The organism is Burkholderia sp. LMU1-1-1.1 (assembly GCF_040675865.1).
Lineage (GTDB): Bacteria > Pseudomonadota > Gammaproteobacteria > Burkholderiales > Burkholderiaceae_D > Rugamonas.
Window position 1 is genome coordinate 67,575 of record NZ_JBEGHG010000056.1, and the last position, 17,873, is coordinate 85,447.

Below are 17,873 nucleotides of genomic sequence, written 5' to 3' on the forward strand. Positions count from 1 at the left end.
GTTCACTGGCCGGCCACCATCGCGCCCGCCTGGGCGGCGAACCATGGCTGCATGCGGCGGATCGCCTCGGCGATTTCCGGCGTCGACACCGCAAAGCTGAAGCGAATGAACCGCTTGCCCTCGACCGGATCGAAATCGATGCCCGGCGCCGTCGCCACGCCCGTGTCGTTGAGCAGGCGCTTGCAGAAGTCCAGGCTGTCGTCGGTCAGGTGGGCGATGCTGGCGTAGAGGTAGAACGCGCCGTCCGGCGGGGCGATGGCGTTCAGGCCCAGTCCCGGCAAGGCGTCCAGCAACAGGCGGCGGTTCTCCGTGTACACCGTCAGGTGGCCTTCGAGCTCGTCGAGCGCGTCGAAGGCGGCCAGCGCCGCGTGCTGGCTCAGCGACGGCGCCGTCAGGAACATGTTGCCGCAATAGGTCCAGGTGCGTTCGATGTGTTCGGCCGGCACGAGCAGCCAGCCGAGCCGCCAGCCGGCCATGCTGAAATATTTGGAGAAGCTGCTGACCACCAGCGCGTCCGGCGCGTAGGCGAGGATGGTCTGCGCCGGCTCGACGTAGCTCAGGCCGTGGTAGATCTCGTCCGAGATGATGCGGATGCCGCGCGCGCGGCAGACCTTGGCGATCGCCTCCAGCTCGTCGGCGGCGATGATGGTGCCGGTCGGATTGGCCGGGCTGGCGATGATCACGCCGGCCGGCGCCGGCTCGATCGCCTCGAGCGCGGCGGCGGTGAGCTGGTAGCGCACCTCGGCGCCGCAGGCGATTTCCACCGGTTCCATGTGCAGCGCCTTGAGCGTGTTGCGGTAGGCGACGTAGCCCGGCCGCGCCAGCGCGATGCGGTCGCCCGGCGAGAACAGCGAGTTCAACGCCAGCACCAGCGCCGGCGAGGCGCCGCAGGTCATGACGAAGCGGCTGGCGTCGACCTTGATGCCGTAGCGCTCGTCGTAGAAGCGCGCCAGGCGTTCCTTCAGCGGCGTGCTTTCCCAATATCCCATGTTGTCGGCGTCGAGCACCTGGTGGGCTTTGGCGATGGCCGCCTTCGGCGCGCCGGTCGACGGCTGGCCGAATTCCATGTGGATGATGGAGCGGCCCTGCGCCTTCAAGGCGTGGGCGAGGCGGCTGATGCCGACGGCGTGAAACGGGTCGAGTTGCGCTTGCATGGATGTCCGATGGTCAGGGAGGTCGCATAGTGTAAGGCAAAACCGGAAAACCACGGCCGATGCGTGGTGTTAAAAATAATTCAATGTCAGGCTTGTAATTCGCTTCGGGTAGCCAAAGATGAGGTCGGTCAAATTCTTAAAAAGACCTTAAGATGAATCGTTACCCGTTGTGGAAGTACCTGGCGATCGTCATCGCGATTTTGCTGGGCGCGCTGTACACGGCGCCGAACTATTTCGGCGAGTCGCCGGCGCTGCAGGTGACCAGCGGAAAAGTCAGCGCGCGCATGGATGGCGCCATGGTGGGGCGGGTCGCCGAGGTGCTGGAACAGGCGAAGATTCCAACGCGCGGCATCGTCTACGATGGCGGTTACTCCTCCGTGCTGGCGCGCTTCGCCGATACGGACACGCAGTTCCGCGCCAAGGCCGTGCTGGAGCGCGGGCTCAACACCGACGCCGACGATCCCGCCTATCTGGTGGCGCTCAACCTGCAGGCCGACACGCCGCAGTGGATGCGCTCCCTGCACGCGCTGCCGATGTACCTGGGCCTCGATCTGCGCGGCGGCGTGCACTTCCTGATGCAGGTCGATACCAAGGCGGCGCTGGCCAGCAAGCTGCAGGGTATCCAGGCGTCGGCTCGCGGCCAACTGCGCGACCAGAACGTGCGCCATCTCGGCATCGAGCGCGTCGGCGATAGCGTGGAAATCCAGTTCCGCGACGAGGCCGCGCGGCGCAAGGCCAGGGATGTGCTGTCCCGCCAAAGCGCCGATCTGGCCTTTGCCGACAAGGGCGGAGACGGCGAACTGAAAACCGTGGTCACGCTCAAGCCGGAGGCGCTCAAGCAGGCCATCCAGGAGGGCATCAAGCAGAACATCGCGACCTTGTCCAAGCGCGTCAACCAGTTGGGCGTGGCCGAGCCCATCATCCATCAGCAGGGTGCCGACCGCATCGTGGTGCAATTGCCCGGCGTGCAGGACGTGGCGCGGGCGCGCGCGGTGATCGGCCGCACGGCGACGCTGGAGGTGCATATGGTCGACGAGAGCGTCACGCGCGGCACCGAGCTGTCGGCGGCGATTCCGCTGAACTCGCGGCTGTACACGGCGGGCCGCGATGCGCCGGCCGTGCTCTACAAGGAAGTGGTGCTGAGCGGCGACTACATCACCAGCGCCACCGCCGGCCTGGACGACAATCAACAACCGGCCGTGTTCATCGATTTGAGCAGCGAGGGCGGGCGCAAGATGCGCGACGCCACCAGCGGGCGCGTGGGCAAGCAGATGGCCATCGTGCTGCTGGACAAGGGCAAGCCGGAGGTGATCTCGGTGGCGACCCTGACGAGCGAATTGAGCAGCCATTTCCGCACCACCGGCATGGGCAGCGCCGAGAACGCCGCCGAGCTGGCGCTGCTGTTGCGCGCCGGCGCGCTGTATGCGCCGATGGAGGTGATCGAGGAGCGCACCATCGGGCCACAGTTGGGCGCCGAGAACATCGAGAAGGGTTTCAACTCGACCTTGTACGGCTTTGCCGCGATCGCCGTGTTCATGATCGCCTACTACATGCTGTTCGGGGTGTTCAGCGTGCTGGCGCTGGCCTGCAACGTGCTGCTGCTGGTGGCGCTGCTATCGCGCATACAGGCGACGCTGACGTTGCCGGGGATGGCCGCCATCGCGCTGGCGCTGGGCATGGCGATCGACGCGAACGTGCTGATCAACGAGCGCATCCGCGAGGAACTGCGCGGCGGCGCCCCGCCGCAGAAGGCGATCGCCGTCGGCTTCGACCGCGCCTGGGCGACCATCCTCGACTCCAACGTCACCACCCTGATCGTCGGGGCGGCCTTATGGATATTCGGCTCCGGCCCGATACGCGGCTTCGCCGTGGTGCACTGCCTGGGGATATTGACGTCGATGTTCTCGGCCGTCTTCGTTTCGCGCGGCGTGGTCAACCTCTGGTACGGCGGCAGGAAGAAACTCCAGTCGATCTCGATCGGCACGGTGTGGCGCGGCTGACCCTGGCGCAGGCCGCCGCGCCGGCGCATCGGATGCTCGTCAGTCGTTCACTTGCACCACGCGGCCGTTGGACGCCTGCACCGGACGGGCGTTCATCTTGTAGACATGGCCGAACTGGGCGATCTGCTGGGACGAGACCGGCACCGCGTTCTTCATCACGTACCAGGTCACGCCTTCGCTGCATGGCGGCGTCGTCAGCGACCCGCTGAAGGTGTAGTAGGCGCGGTTCTCCGGCAGCAGCGTGGCGATGTTGATGCTCACGCCCGGCACCTCGACTTCCTTTTCCTTTTGCAGCGGCAGGTTGTCGAAGATGGTCTTGATCATCGGACGCTTGGCGCCCGACTCCATCAGCACGCCGACCACGGCCAGTTCGCCCTCGGCGTTCTTGTGCACCAGGTGCGCGACTAGCGCGTAGCGCTTGCCGTCGATGCGTTCCTCGCTCGGTTTGTGGAAGTGGAACTGCAGCAGTTCGTAGCGTTTGCCGTCGACCGTCATGAAGCTGCCGGGCGCGTAGTTGACCTGGATCGTGTGGCCGTTGTCGATCAGCTTGAGCGGGCTGGCCTGGTAGTCGAAGGTGAGCGCGGACAGCGCGGCATGCTTGGCGTCGGCGGTGTGGATGTCGATCGGCGACTGCACTTTGCCTTGTCCGCACGAGGTGAATTTGCTGTCGATTTCGCTCCACTTGTTCGGCCCCGTGGGACCGCTGTACGACCAGTGCGGGTGGGCTTGCGGCTCGGCGCAATAGCCGGCGACCGACAGCAGGGCGAGGAAGCCGCCGACGGCGGCGGAGCGCGCTTTGGCGCGGGTTGAGGTTTTCATAAAGTCTCCAACGGATTAACGACGGGAATGAACAACAACGGCAAGGCTGCGCGACGGTAGCAACTCCAATTTCCACGAGACATCAAATTTACATCTAGAAATACTTGTGCGGACACCTGCAACAGTAAGAAACACAATTATGTTGTTTTCGGACATCTTTTTGATGTCGGTGAGGAAGCCTTGCACTTGCTATACTGTTACTTGTTGAACACAAATGACGGGGACCAGTTTTGCGGGCGATGACGATACGATGGAAGCGGTGGGGCTTGGGCATGGCCGGCGCGGTGGGAGTATATGCGTTGGCGGGCGGCTGGGCGTTGCCGTGGTTGATCAAGAGTCAGGTGCCCAAATTTGCCGAAACCGAGTTGGAGCGCAAAGCCAGCATCGGCGATGTCAGCTTCAATCCGTTCACCTTGCGGCTGGAGGCGAAAGACGTGCGTTTGACCGAGGCCAACGGCGCGCCGCTGTTCGGCGTCGGCGCGCTGGTGGTGGAGATGCAGTGGCGCTCGCTGGTACGCCGCGCGTGGAGCCTGGCCGAGATCCGCGTCACCGCGCCGTCGCTGCAACTGGCCATTTCGCCCGACGGCAAGTTCAACATCGCGCAGCTGATGGAGACGCTGGACAAGCGCAAGAAGGACGACAGCGATAGCGGCATGCCGCGCCTGGTCATCGAGCATTTCGCGCTGGAGCAAGGCAAGGTGGAGATGCATGACCGCCATGCCGGCTACAACGACACGTTCGCGCCCATCGCTTTCGAGCTGAACCACCTGAGCACGCTGCCGGACGAGAACGGCAATTACACCTTGAGCGCCGACGCCGGCCTGGGCGGCAAGCTGCGCTGGAAGGGCGCTGCCGCGCTCAATCCGATCGGCGGCAGCGGCGTGTTGTCGCTGGAGAGCGTCGCGTTGCCGGGCATGTCGACGTATCTGAAGTCGTTCATGCGGGTGGCCGTCAGCGACGGCCGCTTGTCGGCCAAGTTGCCCTATCAATTCGCCTACAAGGACGGCAAGCTGGACGCGAAGCTGGCCGGCGCCAGCCTGGCGTTGCGGGACCTGGCGATCCAGCACACCGGCGTGGCGGCCCCGTTCGTCAAACTGAAGTCGCTGGATGTGAGCGGCGTCGGCGTCGATCTGGGCAAGCGCTCGGTCGAGATCGATGGGCTGGGTTTGAACGGTGGCGCGCTGGCGATGCGGCGCGATGCACAGGGCCGTATCGATCTGGCGAATTTGATGGTGCCGCCGTCCGCTTCGGCGCCCGTTGTTGCGCCCGCCCCGGCGCCCGCGACCAAGCCGGCGCGGAAAGAGGAGGGCGGCTGGAAAGTGCGCTTCAAGCAGATCGGCCTGGACGACATCGCCGTCAACGCGCTCGATGAAACCGCCAGTCCCGCGCTCAAGATCAGCACCGACAAGCTCAAGCTGAAGCTGCAATTGCAGCTGGAAACCGCCGCGAGCGGGCTCAAGCTCAATATCGGCGACGCCGCCTTCTCGATGGACAATCTGGCGCTGGTCAGCGGCGCGATGGCGCCATTGAAACTTGGACGGTTGGGCTTTGAGGACGGCGCGCTCGATCTGGCCGCGCGCCATGTCAGCCTGGACCGCCTGTACGCTGACGGCGGCTTGCTGGATCTGTCGCGCGACAGCGCCGGCCGGTTCCTGTTCCTCGACCGCTTGCCGGGCTCGGGCTCGGGCACCGTCGCCGCGACGCCGGCCGCTGCATCGGCGCCCGTCAAATCCGGCGAGGCCGCGTGGGCCGCCTCCGTCAAAACGGTCGAGCTGAGCAAATTCGGCGCGCGCTATGACGACGCCAGCACCGGCATCAAGGCCAATCTGCAGGACTTCAATCTGAAGCTGACCGACGTCGGCAGCGACCTGAAAAAACCGCTGGCGTTTCAAGGCGGCGTCGGCTTGCGTGAGGGGGGCCAGCTGACGGCCAAAGGCAAGGTGGTGCCGGCCACCGGCGCCGTCGATACCGAGTTGAAGCTGACCAAGCTGGCGCTGGCGCCGGTGCAGCCGCTGCTTGGCAAGTACGTCAAGCTCAAGCTGGCCGATGGCAGCGTTTCCGGCGAGGGCCGCCTGCGCACCGGCGCCGGCGGCAGCCGGGCCAATCCCGCCGTGCGTTACGATGGCTCGTTTGAAGTCGCCCAGCTGGCGCTTGATGAGGAAGACAACGACCACTTCGCGCGCTGGAAGTCGGTGCGCGCCGACAAGCTGGCGCTGAGCGTGTCGCCGAATCTGCTGGATGTCGCCGAGCTGCGCGTGGTCGAACCGAACGCGATCTTGATCATCGAGAACGACCGCAGCTTGAACGCGCAGCGGCTGCTGGTGAAAAAGTCCGAGCCGGCCCCGTCCGCACCGGCCACCGCGCCGGCCGCCCCGGCCGCCAGCGAGCCGTTCCCGATGCGTATACGCCGCGTGCGCTTCCAGAACGCCAAGCTGGACTTCACCGACCTGAGCCTGCGCCCGCAGTTCGGCGCCAAGATCTATGAGCTCAGCGGTCTGATCACCGGGCTGTCGTCGAAGGCCGACGCGCGCAGCCAGATCGAGCTCGACGGCCGCGTCGACGATTTCGGTCTGGCGCGCATACGCGGCCAGTTGAATCCCTTCGTCCCGGCGGACAACACCGATGTCAACGTCGTGTTCAAGAACGTCGACATGGTGTCGGCGTCGCCGTACTCGATGAAGTTTGCCGGCTACAAGATCGCGCAGGGAAAAATCTCGCTCGATCTGCAGTACAAGGTGCGCAACAGCCAGTTGGAAGGCAACAACCAGATCGTGCTCGACAACCTGACCCTGGGCGAGCGCATCGACAGTCCGGACGCGATCAAGTTGCCGCTGGAGCTGGCGCTGGCCATCCTCAAGGACAGCAACGGCCGCATCGACCTCGGCGTGCCCGTGTCGGGCAATATGAACGATCCGCAATTCAGCTACGGCTCGGTGGTGTGGAAAGCCATCGGCAACATCTTGAGCAAGGTGGCACTGTCGCCGTTCCGCGCGCTGGGCAATCTGTTCGGCGTCAGCGGCGACAAGCTGGACGCGGTCGACTTCGATGCCGGCAGCGACACCGTGCTGCCGCCGGAGCGTGAAAAGCTGCGCCAGGTGGCGAAAATCCTGGCGGGCAAACCGCAGCTGAAACTGTCGGTGCCGGGCCAGTACAACGAGGCGGCCGATGGCTCCGCGCTGCGCATGCAGGCGGTGCGCCGCCTGGTGGTGACGCGGGCGGAGATCAAGCTGGCGCCGGATGAACAGCCGGGCCCGCTCGATATCGGTCAGCGCAAAGTGCGCGGCGCCTTGCGCGACCTGTATGCCGAGCGTTTCGGCGCGGCCGAGCTGGATAAACAGAAGAAGGCGGCCGAGGGCGCGGCGATCGCCAAGCCGGCGGCGGACGCCGACGACGAGGCCAGGTCCGCCGATGCCGTGGCCCGGAAGAAGTTGCCGATGCTGCAGCGTCTGGGCAAGATCGTGCAGGGCGAACCGCAAGTGGCCGACGCCACCGCGTTCTACGGCAAGTTGCAGGAACGCCTGGAACAAAGCCAGCCGTTGCCGGAGGGCGCCTTGCCGGAGCTGGGCGCCAGGCGCGCCACCGCCATCGTGGCGGCCCTGAAAGAGGCCGGCGTCAACGCCGCCGCGATACAGACGGCGGCGCCGGAAAAGACCGATGCCGCCACCGGCAAGCCGGTCGCGCTCAAGCTCGGGCTGGCGGCGAAATAGATGGCCGCTGAAAAATCACACGTCGGCGGCGGCGCGCTGCTGGCCGGATTCGCGCTGCTGTGCAGCCAGCTGTCGCTGAACGTCGGCGCGGCCGTCGCCAAGCATCTGTTTCCGCTGATCGGCGTCGAGGGCGTGACGGCTTACCGCGTCGGCTTCGCCGCGTTGCTGATGATGGCCGTGTTCCGGCCGTGGCGCACGCCGCTGACGTGGCCGCAGGCCTGCAACGTGGCCGTCTACGGCAGCGTGATCGGGTTGATGAATCTGATGATCTACCGCTCGTTCAATCTGATACCGCTGGGGATCGCGGTGGCGATCGAAGTGGCCGGGCCGCTGACGGTGGCGGTGCTGTCGTCGCGCCGGCCGCGCGATGTGGTGGCGATCGCGCTGGCAGTGGCGGGGCTGTATTTTCTGCTGCCGATACACGGCCATGTCGATCAGCTCGATCCGGTCGGCGTCGCCTACGCGGCCGGGGCGGCGGTGTGCTGGGCGCTGTACATCGTGTTCGGCAAGCGGGTCTCGGTCATGCACGGCGGGCAGTCGGTGGCGTGGGGGATGACGGCCGCGTCGCTGTTCATCTTGCCGGTCGGCGCATGGTACTCGGGCGCGGTGTTGTTGACGCCGTCGTACATGGCGATCGGATTGGCGATCGCGGTGATGTCGAGTGCCTTGCCGTACACCTTGGAGATGCTGTCGATGCGCAACCTGTCGTCGCGCACGTTCAGCATGTTCAGCAGCGCCGCGCCGGCGCTCAGCGCGCTGGCCGGCATGCTGCTGCTGGGCGAGCATCTGACCTTGACGCAGTGGCTGGCGATCGCCGCGATCGTGCTGGCGTCGGGGTTGACGACGTTGAGATAAGTCAAATTGGCTCAGCTTGCCTGAGAGCGCATCGTCGGCCTACCATGTTCATATGGATCTCGACCTCAGATTGGCAAAGATAGAAAGCAGACTCGACAAGCTTGAAGAGTTTGCCGTCGAGACGCGCGAACGGCTCGCGAAAATCGAGGCTCGCCTGGAACAGATGGCGACCAAGGCCGATCTGGCCGAGCTTAGCGCCACGTTGGTCAAGTGGATCGTCGGCATGGCGGTCGGCATGAGCGTCGCGGCTGTCACGGTAATGACGTTTGTGTTAAACAACGCGGTACCGAAAGCGTCGCCGGCGCCTCCGCCAGCCCCGATCATCATCCAGATGCCGCCCTACCGCTAGTGTTGCTTTTGGTGCCAGATCGTGGCAGCATGGTCGCTTGATCCAGGAGAAGCCATGCAAGTCGCCCGCGCACAACAACCGATCGCCGCCGCCGCCGTCACGCTGGTCATCTGGATCGGCTGCATCGCAGCGTTTCTGCCGCCGCTCGTCAAGCACACGACGGCTTCGGTCGCGCTGATCATCCTCGCCGGACTCGGCATCGCCGTCAGTTCCATCTTGCATCTGATCTTTGTCGGCGTGGCCGCCAAGCGCCTGGGCCGCTCGCCAGCGTTGTGGGTGGTGATCGCTGTGTTTGGCTTTCCGATCGCGTCGATCGTCGGCCTGATCCTGTTCGAATGGTTCAGCGACGAGCAAAACCAGTCGCCCGCGTAAGGTCTTGCCAGAACGTGAATTGATGGGCTAGTATGGATGCCGATGCAACATTGCATCGACGTCGCTCGGACGGTTCCGGGCGCTTACGTGAGACATTCATGACTGACACCCAAACTCCGCGCAGATTTTCGCGCATCGATCGCCTGCCTCCCTACGTTTTCAATGTCACCGCCGAGCTCAAGCTGGCGGCGCGCCGTCGCGGCGAAGACATCATCGATATGTCGATGGGCAACCCGGATGGCGCCACGCCGTCGCACATCGTCGACAAGCTGGTCGACACGGTCCGCCGTCCCGACACGCACGGCTACTCCGCCTCCAAAGGCATCCCGCGGCTGCGGCGCGCGATCACCAAATGGTACAAGAACCGCTACGAGGTCGACTTCGATCCGGACTCGGAAGCGATCGTCACGATCGGCTCGAAGGAAGGCCTGGCGCACCTGATGCTGGCCACGCTGGACGCCGGCGACACCGTGCTGGTGCCGAATCCGAGCTATCCGATCCACATCTGGGGCGCGGTCATCGCCGGCGCCAATATCCGCTCGGTGCGCATGACGCCCGGCGTCGACTTCTTCGATGAACTGGAGCGCGCGGTGCGCGAAAGCTATCCGAAGCCGAAGATGATGATACTCGGCTTCCCGTCGAACCCGACCGCGCAATGCGTGGAGCTGGAGTTTTTCGAGCGGGTGGTGGCGCTGGCCAAGCAGCACGACATCCTGGTGGTGCACGACCTGGCCTACGCCGACATCACCTTCGACGGCTGGAAGGCGCCGTCGATCATGCAGGTGCCGGGCGCGCGCGACGTGGCGGTGGAATTCTTCACCATGTCCAAGAGCTACAACATGGCCGGCTGGCGCATCGGCTTCATGGTCGGCAACAAGGAGCTGGTCGCGGCGCTGGCGCGCATCAAGAGCTACCACGACTACGGCAGCTTCACGCCGGTGCAGGTGGCCGCGATCGCCGCGCTGGAGGGCGACCAGAGCAGCGTCAGCGAGATCTGCGCGATGTACCAGAGCCGTCGCGATGTCCTGCACAAGGGGCTGTGCGAAGCGGGCTGGCCGGTCGACAAGCCGAAGGCGTCGATGTACATCTGGGCGCGCATCCCGGAGGCCTACCGCCACCTCGGTTCGCTGGAGTTCTCCAAGCTGCTGCTGGCCGAGGCCAAGGTCTGCGTGTCGCCGGGCATCGGCTTTGGCGACTACGGCGACGAATATGTTCGCTTCGCCTTGATCGAAAACGAGGCGCGCATACGCCAAGGGTTGCGTGGTATCAAAGCCATGTTGCGCAAAGTGTAGCAAAAATCTGCGCGCTCTTTAAGCCGCATCAAACGCGAGGTCCGATGCGGCGGCTAATGTAGCTCCTGAACCAACACAGGAGCTTCATTATGCCCCCACTGCCTATCGGCGACAGCACGCGGCGCCTCATCGCCGCCGTAAAAAAACTCGAGACCACCTTGAACACGGTCGGCCTGCCACGCTTCGTGGCGCGCCTGCCAGTGTGCTGGCTATGCTGGCACTATTGCCGTACGCTCGATCAGAAAATCGTCCGCATCCGCCGTATCGCCGGCAAGTTCGAGCAATGGCTGCCGACGATACGCGATTTCGGCAAGGAGGGGCCGGCGCGGCTGGAATTGATCGATGTCGACCACAGCATGCGCGACGATATCGAAGTCACCAAGAAAACGATGTGGGAACTGCGCGGCTATTGTATCGACGTCGGCCGCATGTTCGAGCAGCTCGGCTACCAGTCGCAGGGACTGAGACGCCGGCAAGCAATCTTTCTCCAGGTGCTGGAGACGTCTTGCGTATCGGCCAGCACCATGCAGGAAGCATTGGTGGCGCATGACAGCGCGGTACTGGCCGTGCTGCGGGCCCAGCAGATTCACGAGCGCGAGCGCGCGGCCGCTGGGTCCGCCTCTTAAAACCCTTCCAGCACGATCTTGCCCTTGGCGCGATTGCTCGCGAGCAGGGCGTGCGCCCGCTTCAGGTTGGCGGCATTGATCGTGCCGAAATGTTCCCCCACGGTCGTTTTGAGCACGCCGGTGTCGATCAGCACGGCCACATCGTTCAACAGTTGATGCTGCTTCTGGATGTCGGCCGTGTTGAACATCGAGCGCGCGAACATGAATTCCCAGTGCAGCGAGGCGCTCTTGCGCTTGAGCAGGCGGACGTCGATCGCGGCCGGGTCGTCGATCACCGCGACCTTGCCTTGCGGCGCCAGCACTTCGACGATCGCGCTCCAATGGTGGTCGGTGTGGGTCAAGCTGGCGATATGGCTCACCGGCGGTAGGCCAAGGCGGGCGATTTCCTCGTTCAGCGGTTTGCTGTGGTCGATCACGTGATGGGCGCCCAGCTCCTTTACCCAAGCCGCCGTGTCCGGACGCGAGGCGGTGCCGATCACCGTCAACCCGGTCAACTGGCGCGCCAGCTGCACCAGGATCGAACCGACGCCGCCGGCCGCGCCGATCACCAGCAGCGATTGTCCTTGCACGCCCTTGTCCCGGCTCACTTCCAGACGATCCAACAGCAGCTCCCACGCGGTGATGGCCGTCAGCGGCAGCGCGGCGGCCTGGGCGAAGTCGATATTCTTCGGCTTGTGGCCGACGATACGCTCGTCCACCAGGTGCAGCTCGCTGTTGGTGCCGGGACGCGTCAGGTCGCCGGCGTACCAGACTTCGTCGCCCGGCTTGAACAAGGTCACGTCCGGACCGACCGCCTTGACCACGCCCGCCGCGTCCCAGCCGATGACTTTGGCCTCGCCTTCGGCCGGCGCCGCGTTGGCGCGGATCTTGACGTCGACTGGATTGACTGAAATGGCTTTGACTTCGACCAGCAGATCGCGGCCCTGGGCCTGTGGCGCGGGCAGCTCGATGTCGATCAACGAGTCGGCATCGTCGATGGGGAGGGACTTACGGTAGGCAACGGCTTTCATGGACTTCTCCTGGGAATAGGGATGGGATGCGGATGGGAGTATCATCATTTATTTCGTGACGCGGAAAAAGGGGCGCTTCAGCGAAACACTTTCAAAAAAACGAAGAAAATGCTACGACTTGATGATTTGACTGTTTTTGTCCGCACCGCCGACCGTGGCAGCCTGTCGGCGGCGGCGCGCGAGCTGGAGATTTCCCCCGCGCTGGCCAGTGCCGGCGTCAAGCGCCTGGAGCGGGAGTTGGGCTTGCGCTTGTTCGCCCGCACCACGCGCTCGCTGCGGCTGACGGAGGAGGGCGAGCACTACCTGCGGCACGCGCGCGAGGCGCTGCGGCTGCTGAAGGATGGCCACGACGCGCTGATCCAGGGGCAGGAGAGCCTGGGCGGGACGCTGAAGATTTCGATGCCGTCGGATCTGGGGCGCAATATGCTGGTCGACTGGCTGGACGAGTTCCAGGCGCAGTATCCGAAGGTGAGCTTCCAGCTCAGCATCAGCGACCGCGTCTCGGACATGTACCGGCAGCCGGTCGATATCGCCATCCGTTACGGCAGGCAGGAGGATTCCAGTCTGATCGCGCTGCCGCTGGCGCCGGACAACCGCCGCGTGCTGGTCGCTTCGCCCGACTACATCAAGCAGCATGGCAGACTGACCGAGCTAAAGGATTTGGCGCGCCATAACTGCCTGCGCTTCATGCTGGAGGATGTGATCCATGACCGCTGGAGTTTTTATTCGGATGACGCCAGCGAACCGGTGGCGGTTCACGTCAACGGCAACCGCAGCGCCGACGACGCCGACGTGGTGCGGCGCTGGGCGGTGGCGGGACTGGGCGTGGCCTACAAATCGCGGCTCGATCTTCGCGACGATATCCGCGGCGGGCGTCTGCACATCCTGATGCCGGACGTTCTCGGCGAACCTACGCCGCTGAACATGCTGTGCATGCACCGCTCGCAGATCACGCCGACGGTGCTGCAACTGCGGGATTTTTTGCGCGCGCAATGCGAAAAGGCTTAGCGCCCGCATTGAGTGGGCGCGGCTAGTGCTTACAAATTCGCTTAAAAAGTCATTAAAGCAACAGCGCGCATACTTGTGGCGATGGCAAAACCCCTTAACATAGCTTCATGGCTCAATGTTGAGTGTCATTGAATTGCGCCTCAACGGCTGGCTGGGCGCGCTCGACGGCGGGGCTGCGGCAAGATGCGTCGGGCTGATGACGGCTCGCCAGCTGCCAGATCCAGGTGAGGAGCGCGAGCGAGGTCGCGGCATCGGCCGGCCTGTCTTGCGACTGGATAGGGCAGCTGGCACCGGCAACCATTAGTGCGCCTTCGACAGGATCAACAGCCAGCGGCGGCACAGCAGAACCTCCAGATGCCCGGCTTGCACGCCGGTGTCGCATTCGATGACCGGGTTGACCGCGTAGTAGCGCTTGCGGAAATCACGGCAGACCAGCAATTCGCGTTTGCCCATGCGGACCAGGAAGGAAGTAGGCATATATTCCAGGCCGAAGCGGGAGCTGAAGCTGTTATTAACTGTTGTCATGACATTTTCCTTTTGGGAGAAGCGTTTAACGAGGAGTTCAGAATAGCATAAGTACTGTATGAATAAACAGGTACTGTGTAAATAAACAGTAAATTCGTTGTTTCGTAGTTTTTACGCCAACTTCGACGGCCATCCAACCGGGAGCACCAAATTTTCAGCAAATCCATTCGTTTCATCGAAGCAAGACTGTCGCCGGGCGGCGAATTCGGCCTGCACCTGACCATCGGCCTGCTGATGATGGTGGCCACCGTGTCCATGTTCGGCCACCTGGCGTCCGAGGTCATGGGGCAGGAAGAGATCACCGTGCTCGACCTGCACATCGCCAACTGGTTCAACGCCAACCATTTCGAGCCGATGACGTCCATCATGATGGTGATAACGACCATACACATGATGCCGGGCGTGATCCTGATGGCGTCCGCCTTCGGCTACTATCTGTGGAAGCGCGGACAGGTCTACTGGATTTGGGCGTTGCTGCTGGGCGTGCCGGGCGGCATGCTACTGAACGTGCTGCTCAAATACACCTTCCAGCGCAGCCGTCCAGTGTTCGATGAGCCACTGGTCACGTTGGCGACGTACAGTTTCCCCAGCGGGCACGCGTCGGCGGCAACCCTGTTTTACGGCCTGTTGGCGTGCTATGTGATGATCGCCTGCAAGGGGTGGAGTGTGCGTTTGGGCACAGCGGCGGCCTGTACAGTAATGGTATTGTTGGTGGCCTTCAGTCGCGTCTATCTTGGCGCGCACTATTTGAGCGATGTTCTCGCCGGCATGGCGGGCAGCGCGGCGTGGCTGACGATTTGCATCACGGCGATTTCCACGCTGCGCCGCCGGCGCGAGGCGAAAAGCTTATCGAATGATTCCGGGGGAACGCTCTGAACAGTATTGTAGTCATTGTCAACGCCGGCGCCGGGCAGGGGTACTGCGGCGGCTGGTCCGCCGCGTTGGCGGAAATATTCCGCGCGCAAGGCGCCGAAGCGGATATCACGCTGGCCAAGAGCGGCGAGGAAATGATCGCCCGCGCCAAGCGCGCCGTGGCCGATGGCGCGCCGGTCGTTGTGGCCGGTGGCGGCGATGGCACCATCAACGCGGTGGCGTCGGCGCTGGTCGGTAGCCGGACCCGCCTGGGCGTGCTGCCGCTCGGCACCTTGAACCACTTCGCCAAGGATTTGAATATTCCGTTGGACCTGGACGAGGCCGTCGCCAATGCGGTACACGGCGCGACGGCGCAGGTCGACGTGGGCGAGGTCAACGGCCGCATCTTCCTCAACAACTCCAGCCTGGGCATCTATCCGGACATCGTGCGCGACCGCGAAAAGCAGCAGAAGCATCTGGGACGCGGCAAGTGGCCCGCGTTCGCGCGCGCCGTGTTCGTCGCGGCGCGGCGTTTTCCGTTCATGAATGTGCGGCTCAAGATCAACGGCGGCGAGCATCTGCGCCGCACGCCGTTCGTCTTCATCGGCAACAACGAATACATGCAGGGCTTGACCATGGGCGAGCGCGAGCGGCTCGACAGCGGCAAGATGTATTTGTACGTCGCGCAAAAGCCCACACGGCTGGGCTTGCTTCGCTACGCCATCCACGCCTTGTTCGGCCGGCTGTCGGAGGCCAAGGATTTCGACGTGCTCTCGTCCACCGATCTGGTGATCGAAACGCGCCATCGGCAAATGCGCGTCGCCACGGACGGTGAAGTGACCGTGATGACGCCGCCGTTATGCTATCGTTCCAGAGCCAAGGCGCTGAGCGTGATAGTTCCTGTCGTGCCGGCCACGTAGGAGGGAGAGCATGCGAACCATCGTCCATTTATCGGACCTGCATTTTGGCAGGGTCGACCACGCCTTGCTGGCGCCGTTGCAGGAGTTGACCGCCAGGCTGGCGCCGGATGTGGTGGTGGTCTCGGGCGACCTGACGCAGCGCGCCAAGACCGAGGAGTTCAAGGCCGCGCGCGCGTTTCTCGACACCTTGCCGGGGCCGCAGATCGTGGTGCCGGGCAATCACGACATCCCCTTGTACAACGTCGCCACGCGATTCCTGACGCCGCTGCGCAAGTACACGCGCTACGTCACGCTGGATCTGGCGCCGGAATATATCGACGACGAGATCGCCATCCTAGGCATCAACACCGCGCGCTCGTTGACGTTCAAGGACGGACGCATCAATGACGAGCAGGTGGCGCAGATGCGCCAGCGCATGAGCGCGGTCAATCCCAACCTCACGCGCATCATCGTCACGCACCATCCGTTCGATTTGCCGGAGAAGTTCGACAAGGACGACCTGGTCGACCGTGCGCCGATGGCGATGCGGGCGTTTTCCGAGTGCGGCGTGGATTTGCTGCTGGCGGGGCATTTGCATTCTAGCCACGCCGGCAATAGCGCCGATCGTTACAAGCTCAGCGGATATGCGGCGCTGGTGGTGCAGGCCGGTACGGCCACGTCCACGCGCGGGCGGGGGGAATCGAATTCGTTCAATGTGATCCGGGTGGATGCGGAGCAGATCGAGGTCGACCGGTATAGCTGGGTCGACGGCACCGGCAGTTTCGAGCGCGTGATGACCGAGTGTTTCCGCCGCATCGGCGAGGCATGGCATATGGCCGCGAAGGCCTGACGCTTCGAGTAGCCACGGAAACACGTAGGGCGGATTAGGCGGAACGCCGTAATCCGCCATCTGTGAGCCGCTGACGGCGCATGCATGGCGGATTACGCTACGCTAATCCGCCCTACGTGGTTTAGGTGTTGGCGAATTGTGTGGCCGCCGCACGCCCGCACGCCGCACGCATCACAACCAATAATTCATAATCCGCGCCGCCCATTCCTTCATGCGGTCCGTGAGCGGCCGGTTGCGCCAGTCCGCCAGCGTGATCTGCTTCGAGTCGCGCATGTCTTCCTGGAACGCCTTCTCCATCTCGTTGCCGAACGCCGCGCCCAGCACCACCACGTTCAGCTCGCTGTTGTGCAGGAAGCTGCGCGTGTCGATGTTGGTCGAGCCCACCGTCGACCAGGTGCCGTCGATGACGGCGGTCTTGGCGTGCAGCACGGCCAGCTTGAGGTGGTAGATCTTGATGCCGTTCGACAGCAGCTCGTCATACAGCGCGTGGCTGGCGTGGAACACCAGTCCGCTGTCCGACACCCCCGGCAGCACGATCGTGACGTCCACGCCGCGTTTGGCGGCGGCGATCAGCGCGTCCACCGTCTGACGGTCCGGCACGAAGTACGCCGACGTCAGGTGGATGCTCTTTTTCGCTTCCTGGATCGCCAGGCTGTAGGCCTTGAAGATTTCAAACTGTCCGCCCGGATCGCTCGCCAGCACGCGCACCACCTTGTCGCCGGCGATCACCTGTTGCGGAAAGTACTCCGCTTCCGGCAGGTCGGTGCGGTCCTGCGTGGCCCATTGGCGCACGAACAGCCATTGGAACGCGTGCACGGCCGGCCCTTCGATCTTGATGTGGGTGTCGCGCCAGCCGACGTCGTCCTTCTGCTTGGCCTGCTTGCCGCGGGAGCGGAACAGCGAGCCTTTGGAGTAGTCGGCGCTGATGTTGATGCCGCCGGTGAAGGCGGTCTTGCCGTCGACGATCAACACCTTGCGGTGGTCGCGGTTGTTCACTTTCCACTCGTCGCCCTTGACCTTGGCCGGATTGATGGGGTTGTACTCGAGCAGGTTGATGCCGGCCTTGCGCATGCGGTCGAAGAATTCGGCCGGCACGCCGATGGTGCCGACGCTGTCGTACAGGATGTTGACGACCACCCCCGATTGCTGTTTGGCGATCAGCGCGTCGGCGAACTGCATGCCGAGTTCATCCTGGTCGAAGATGTAGGTTTCCAGATTGATGTTGTTGCGCGCGCCGTTGATGGCCTTGAGCATTTCGCCCATTGTCTGCGGACCGTCGAACAGCAGGGTGACCTTGTTGCCGTCGATCAGGGGCACGCCGGTGGCCGCTTCCTCCAGCACCGCTTGCTGCTTCAGGTCGAGCGAGCCCTTGGGCCAGCGCTTGGCCAGCAGCGCCCTGGTGCGCGCCGCGCCAAGGTCGCCGTTCTTGCCCTTGACGCTGGGCGTGGCGGCGGCCGGTTCGAGCTTGTCGCCCATGGCGGCGACGTCGGGCAGCGAGGCGCATGCGCCCAGCAAGCCCCAGCACATCAGGAACATGGGAAGCCAGATACGCATG

The 17,873-nt window shown here is 64.0% G+C and carries 16 protein-coding genes; 11 read left to right on the forward strand and 5 right to left on the reverse strand.

The window, feature by feature from the left end; genetic code table 11:
- Window positions 1-2: 2 nt before the first annotated feature.
- On the reverse strand, window positions 3-1,154 hold the full coding sequence (locus tag MRBLMU1_RS25840) for a pyridoxal phosphate-dependent aminotransferase (RefSeq protein WP_363507794.1): 1,152 nt from the start codon (window positions 1,152-1,154) through the stop codon (window positions 3-5).
- A 152-nt stretch (window positions 1,155-1,306) separates the two neighbouring features.
- Between MRBLMU1_RS25840 and secD the strand changes: the two genes are divergently transcribed.
- Window positions 1,307-3,154, forward strand: a complete 1,848-nt coding sequence (gene secD / locus MRBLMU1_RS25845) for a protein translocase subunit SecD (RefSeq protein ID WP_363507796.1) — start codon at window positions 1,307-1,309, stop codon at window positions 3,152-3,154.
- 39 nt (window positions 3,155-3,193) lie between these two features.
- On the opposite strand, the gene MRBLMU1_RS25850 is transcribed toward secD, so the two are convergent.
- Window positions 3,194-3,973 carry a carbonic anhydrase gene (locus tag MRBLMU1_RS25850; protein WP_363507799.1) on the reverse strand — a complete coding sequence of 260 codons (780 nt, stop codon included), beginning with the start codon at window positions 3,971-3,973 and terminating at the stop codon, window positions 3,194-3,196.
- 239 nt (window positions 3,974-4,212) lie between these two features.
- Between MRBLMU1_RS25850 and MRBLMU1_RS25855 the strand changes: the two genes are divergently transcribed.
- The 6 genes from MRBLMU1_RS25855 (at window position 4,213) to MRBLMU1_RS25880 (ending at window position 11,174) form a co-directional block, all read left to right on the forward strand.
- Entirely contained in the window at window positions 4,213-7,680 is a 3,468-nt protein-coding gene (locus MRBLMU1_RS25855; RefSeq protein ID WP_363507801.1) for a DUF748 domain-containing protein, read from the forward strand.
- Window positions 7,681-8,535, forward strand: a complete 855-nt coding sequence (locus MRBLMU1_RS25860) for an EamA family transporter (RefSeq protein ID WP_363507804.1) — start codon at window positions 7,681-7,683, stop codon at window positions 8,533-8,535.
- Between the two features lie 52 nt (window positions 8,536-8,587).
- Window positions 8,588-8,884, forward strand: coding sequence for a hypothetical protein (locus MRBLMU1_RS25865; protein WP_363507807.1), 297 nt, complete (start codon window positions 8,588-8,590; stop codon window positions 8,882-8,884).
- Between the two features lie 54 nt (window positions 8,885-8,938).
- Window positions 8,939-9,256 (forward strand): hypothetical protein, encoded by a 318-nt coding sequence (locus tag MRBLMU1_RS25870; protein ID WP_363507810.1) that lies wholly within the window; start codon window positions 8,939-8,941, stop codon window positions 9,254-9,256.
- A 98-nt stretch (window positions 9,257-9,354) separates the two neighbouring features.
- Complete coding sequence (gene alaC, locus MRBLMU1_RS25875; protein WP_363507812.1) at window positions 9,355-10,548, forward strand: alanine transaminase; 1,194 nt, start codon at window positions 9,355-9,357, stop codon at window positions 10,546-10,548.
- 89 nt (window positions 10,549-10,637) lie between these two features.
- Window positions 10,638-11,174, forward strand: a complete 537-nt coding sequence (locus tag MRBLMU1_RS25880) for a hypothetical protein (protein ID WP_363507815.1) — start codon at window positions 10,638-10,640, stop codon at window positions 11,172-11,174.
- Here the strand turns inward: MRBLMU1_RS25880 and MRBLMU1_RS25885 are convergent.
- A complete protein-coding gene (locus MRBLMU1_RS25885) occupies window positions 11,171-12,184 on the reverse strand; it encodes a zinc-binding alcohol dehydrogenase family protein (protein ID WP_363507818.1) in 1,014 nt (337 codons plus the stop codon). The two genes, MRBLMU1_RS25880 and MRBLMU1_RS25885, sit on opposite strands and share 4 nt — an antisense overlap.
- Window positions 12,185-12,292: 108 nt before the next feature.
- Between MRBLMU1_RS25885 and MRBLMU1_RS25890 the strand changes: the two genes are divergently transcribed.
- Window positions 12,293-13,192, forward strand: coding sequence for a LysR family transcriptional regulator (locus MRBLMU1_RS25890; RefSeq protein ID WP_363507820.1), 900 nt, complete (start codon window positions 12,293-12,295; stop codon window positions 13,190-13,192).
- Window positions 13,193-13,492: 300 nt separating this feature from the next.
- Here MRBLMU1_RS25890 and MRBLMU1_RS25895 read toward each other — a convergent pair whose 3' ends face one another.
- Window positions 13,493-13,717, reverse strand: a complete 225-nt coding sequence (locus MRBLMU1_RS25895) for a hypothetical protein (RefSeq protein WP_209719781.1) — start codon at window positions 13,715-13,717, stop codon at window positions 13,493-13,495.
- 234 nt (window positions 13,718-13,951) lie between these two features.
- On the opposite strand from MRBLMU1_RS25895, the gene MRBLMU1_RS25900 reads away from it, so the two are divergent.
- The 3 genes from MRBLMU1_RS25900 to MRBLMU1_RS25910 are packed head-to-tail and all read left to right on the forward strand — an operon-like array spanning window position 13,952 to window position 16,318.
- Window positions 13,952-14,593, forward strand: coding sequence for a phosphatase PAP2 family protein (locus MRBLMU1_RS25900; RefSeq protein WP_363507823.1), 642 nt, complete (start codon window positions 13,952-13,954; stop codon window positions 14,591-14,593).
- Between the two features lie 14 nt (window positions 14,594-14,607).
- Window positions 14,608-15,489, forward strand: a complete 882-nt coding sequence (locus MRBLMU1_RS25905; protein ID WP_363508696.1) for a diacylglycerol/lipid kinase family protein — start codon at window positions 14,608-14,610, stop codon at window positions 15,487-15,489.
- A 10-nt stretch (window positions 15,490-15,499) separates the two neighbouring features.
- Entirely contained in the window at window positions 15,500-16,318 is an 819-nt protein-coding gene (locus MRBLMU1_RS25910; protein ID WP_363507826.1) for a metallophosphoesterase family protein, read from the forward strand.
- 171 nt (window positions 16,319-16,489) lie between these two features.
- Here the strand turns inward: MRBLMU1_RS25910 and cls are convergent, their stop codons facing one another.
- Window positions 16,490-17,872, reverse strand: a complete 1,383-nt coding sequence (gene cls, locus MRBLMU1_RS25915) for a cardiolipin synthase (RefSeq protein WP_363507829.1) — start codon at window positions 17,870-17,872, stop codon at window positions 16,490-16,492.
- Window position 17,873: the final 1 nt, after the last annotated feature.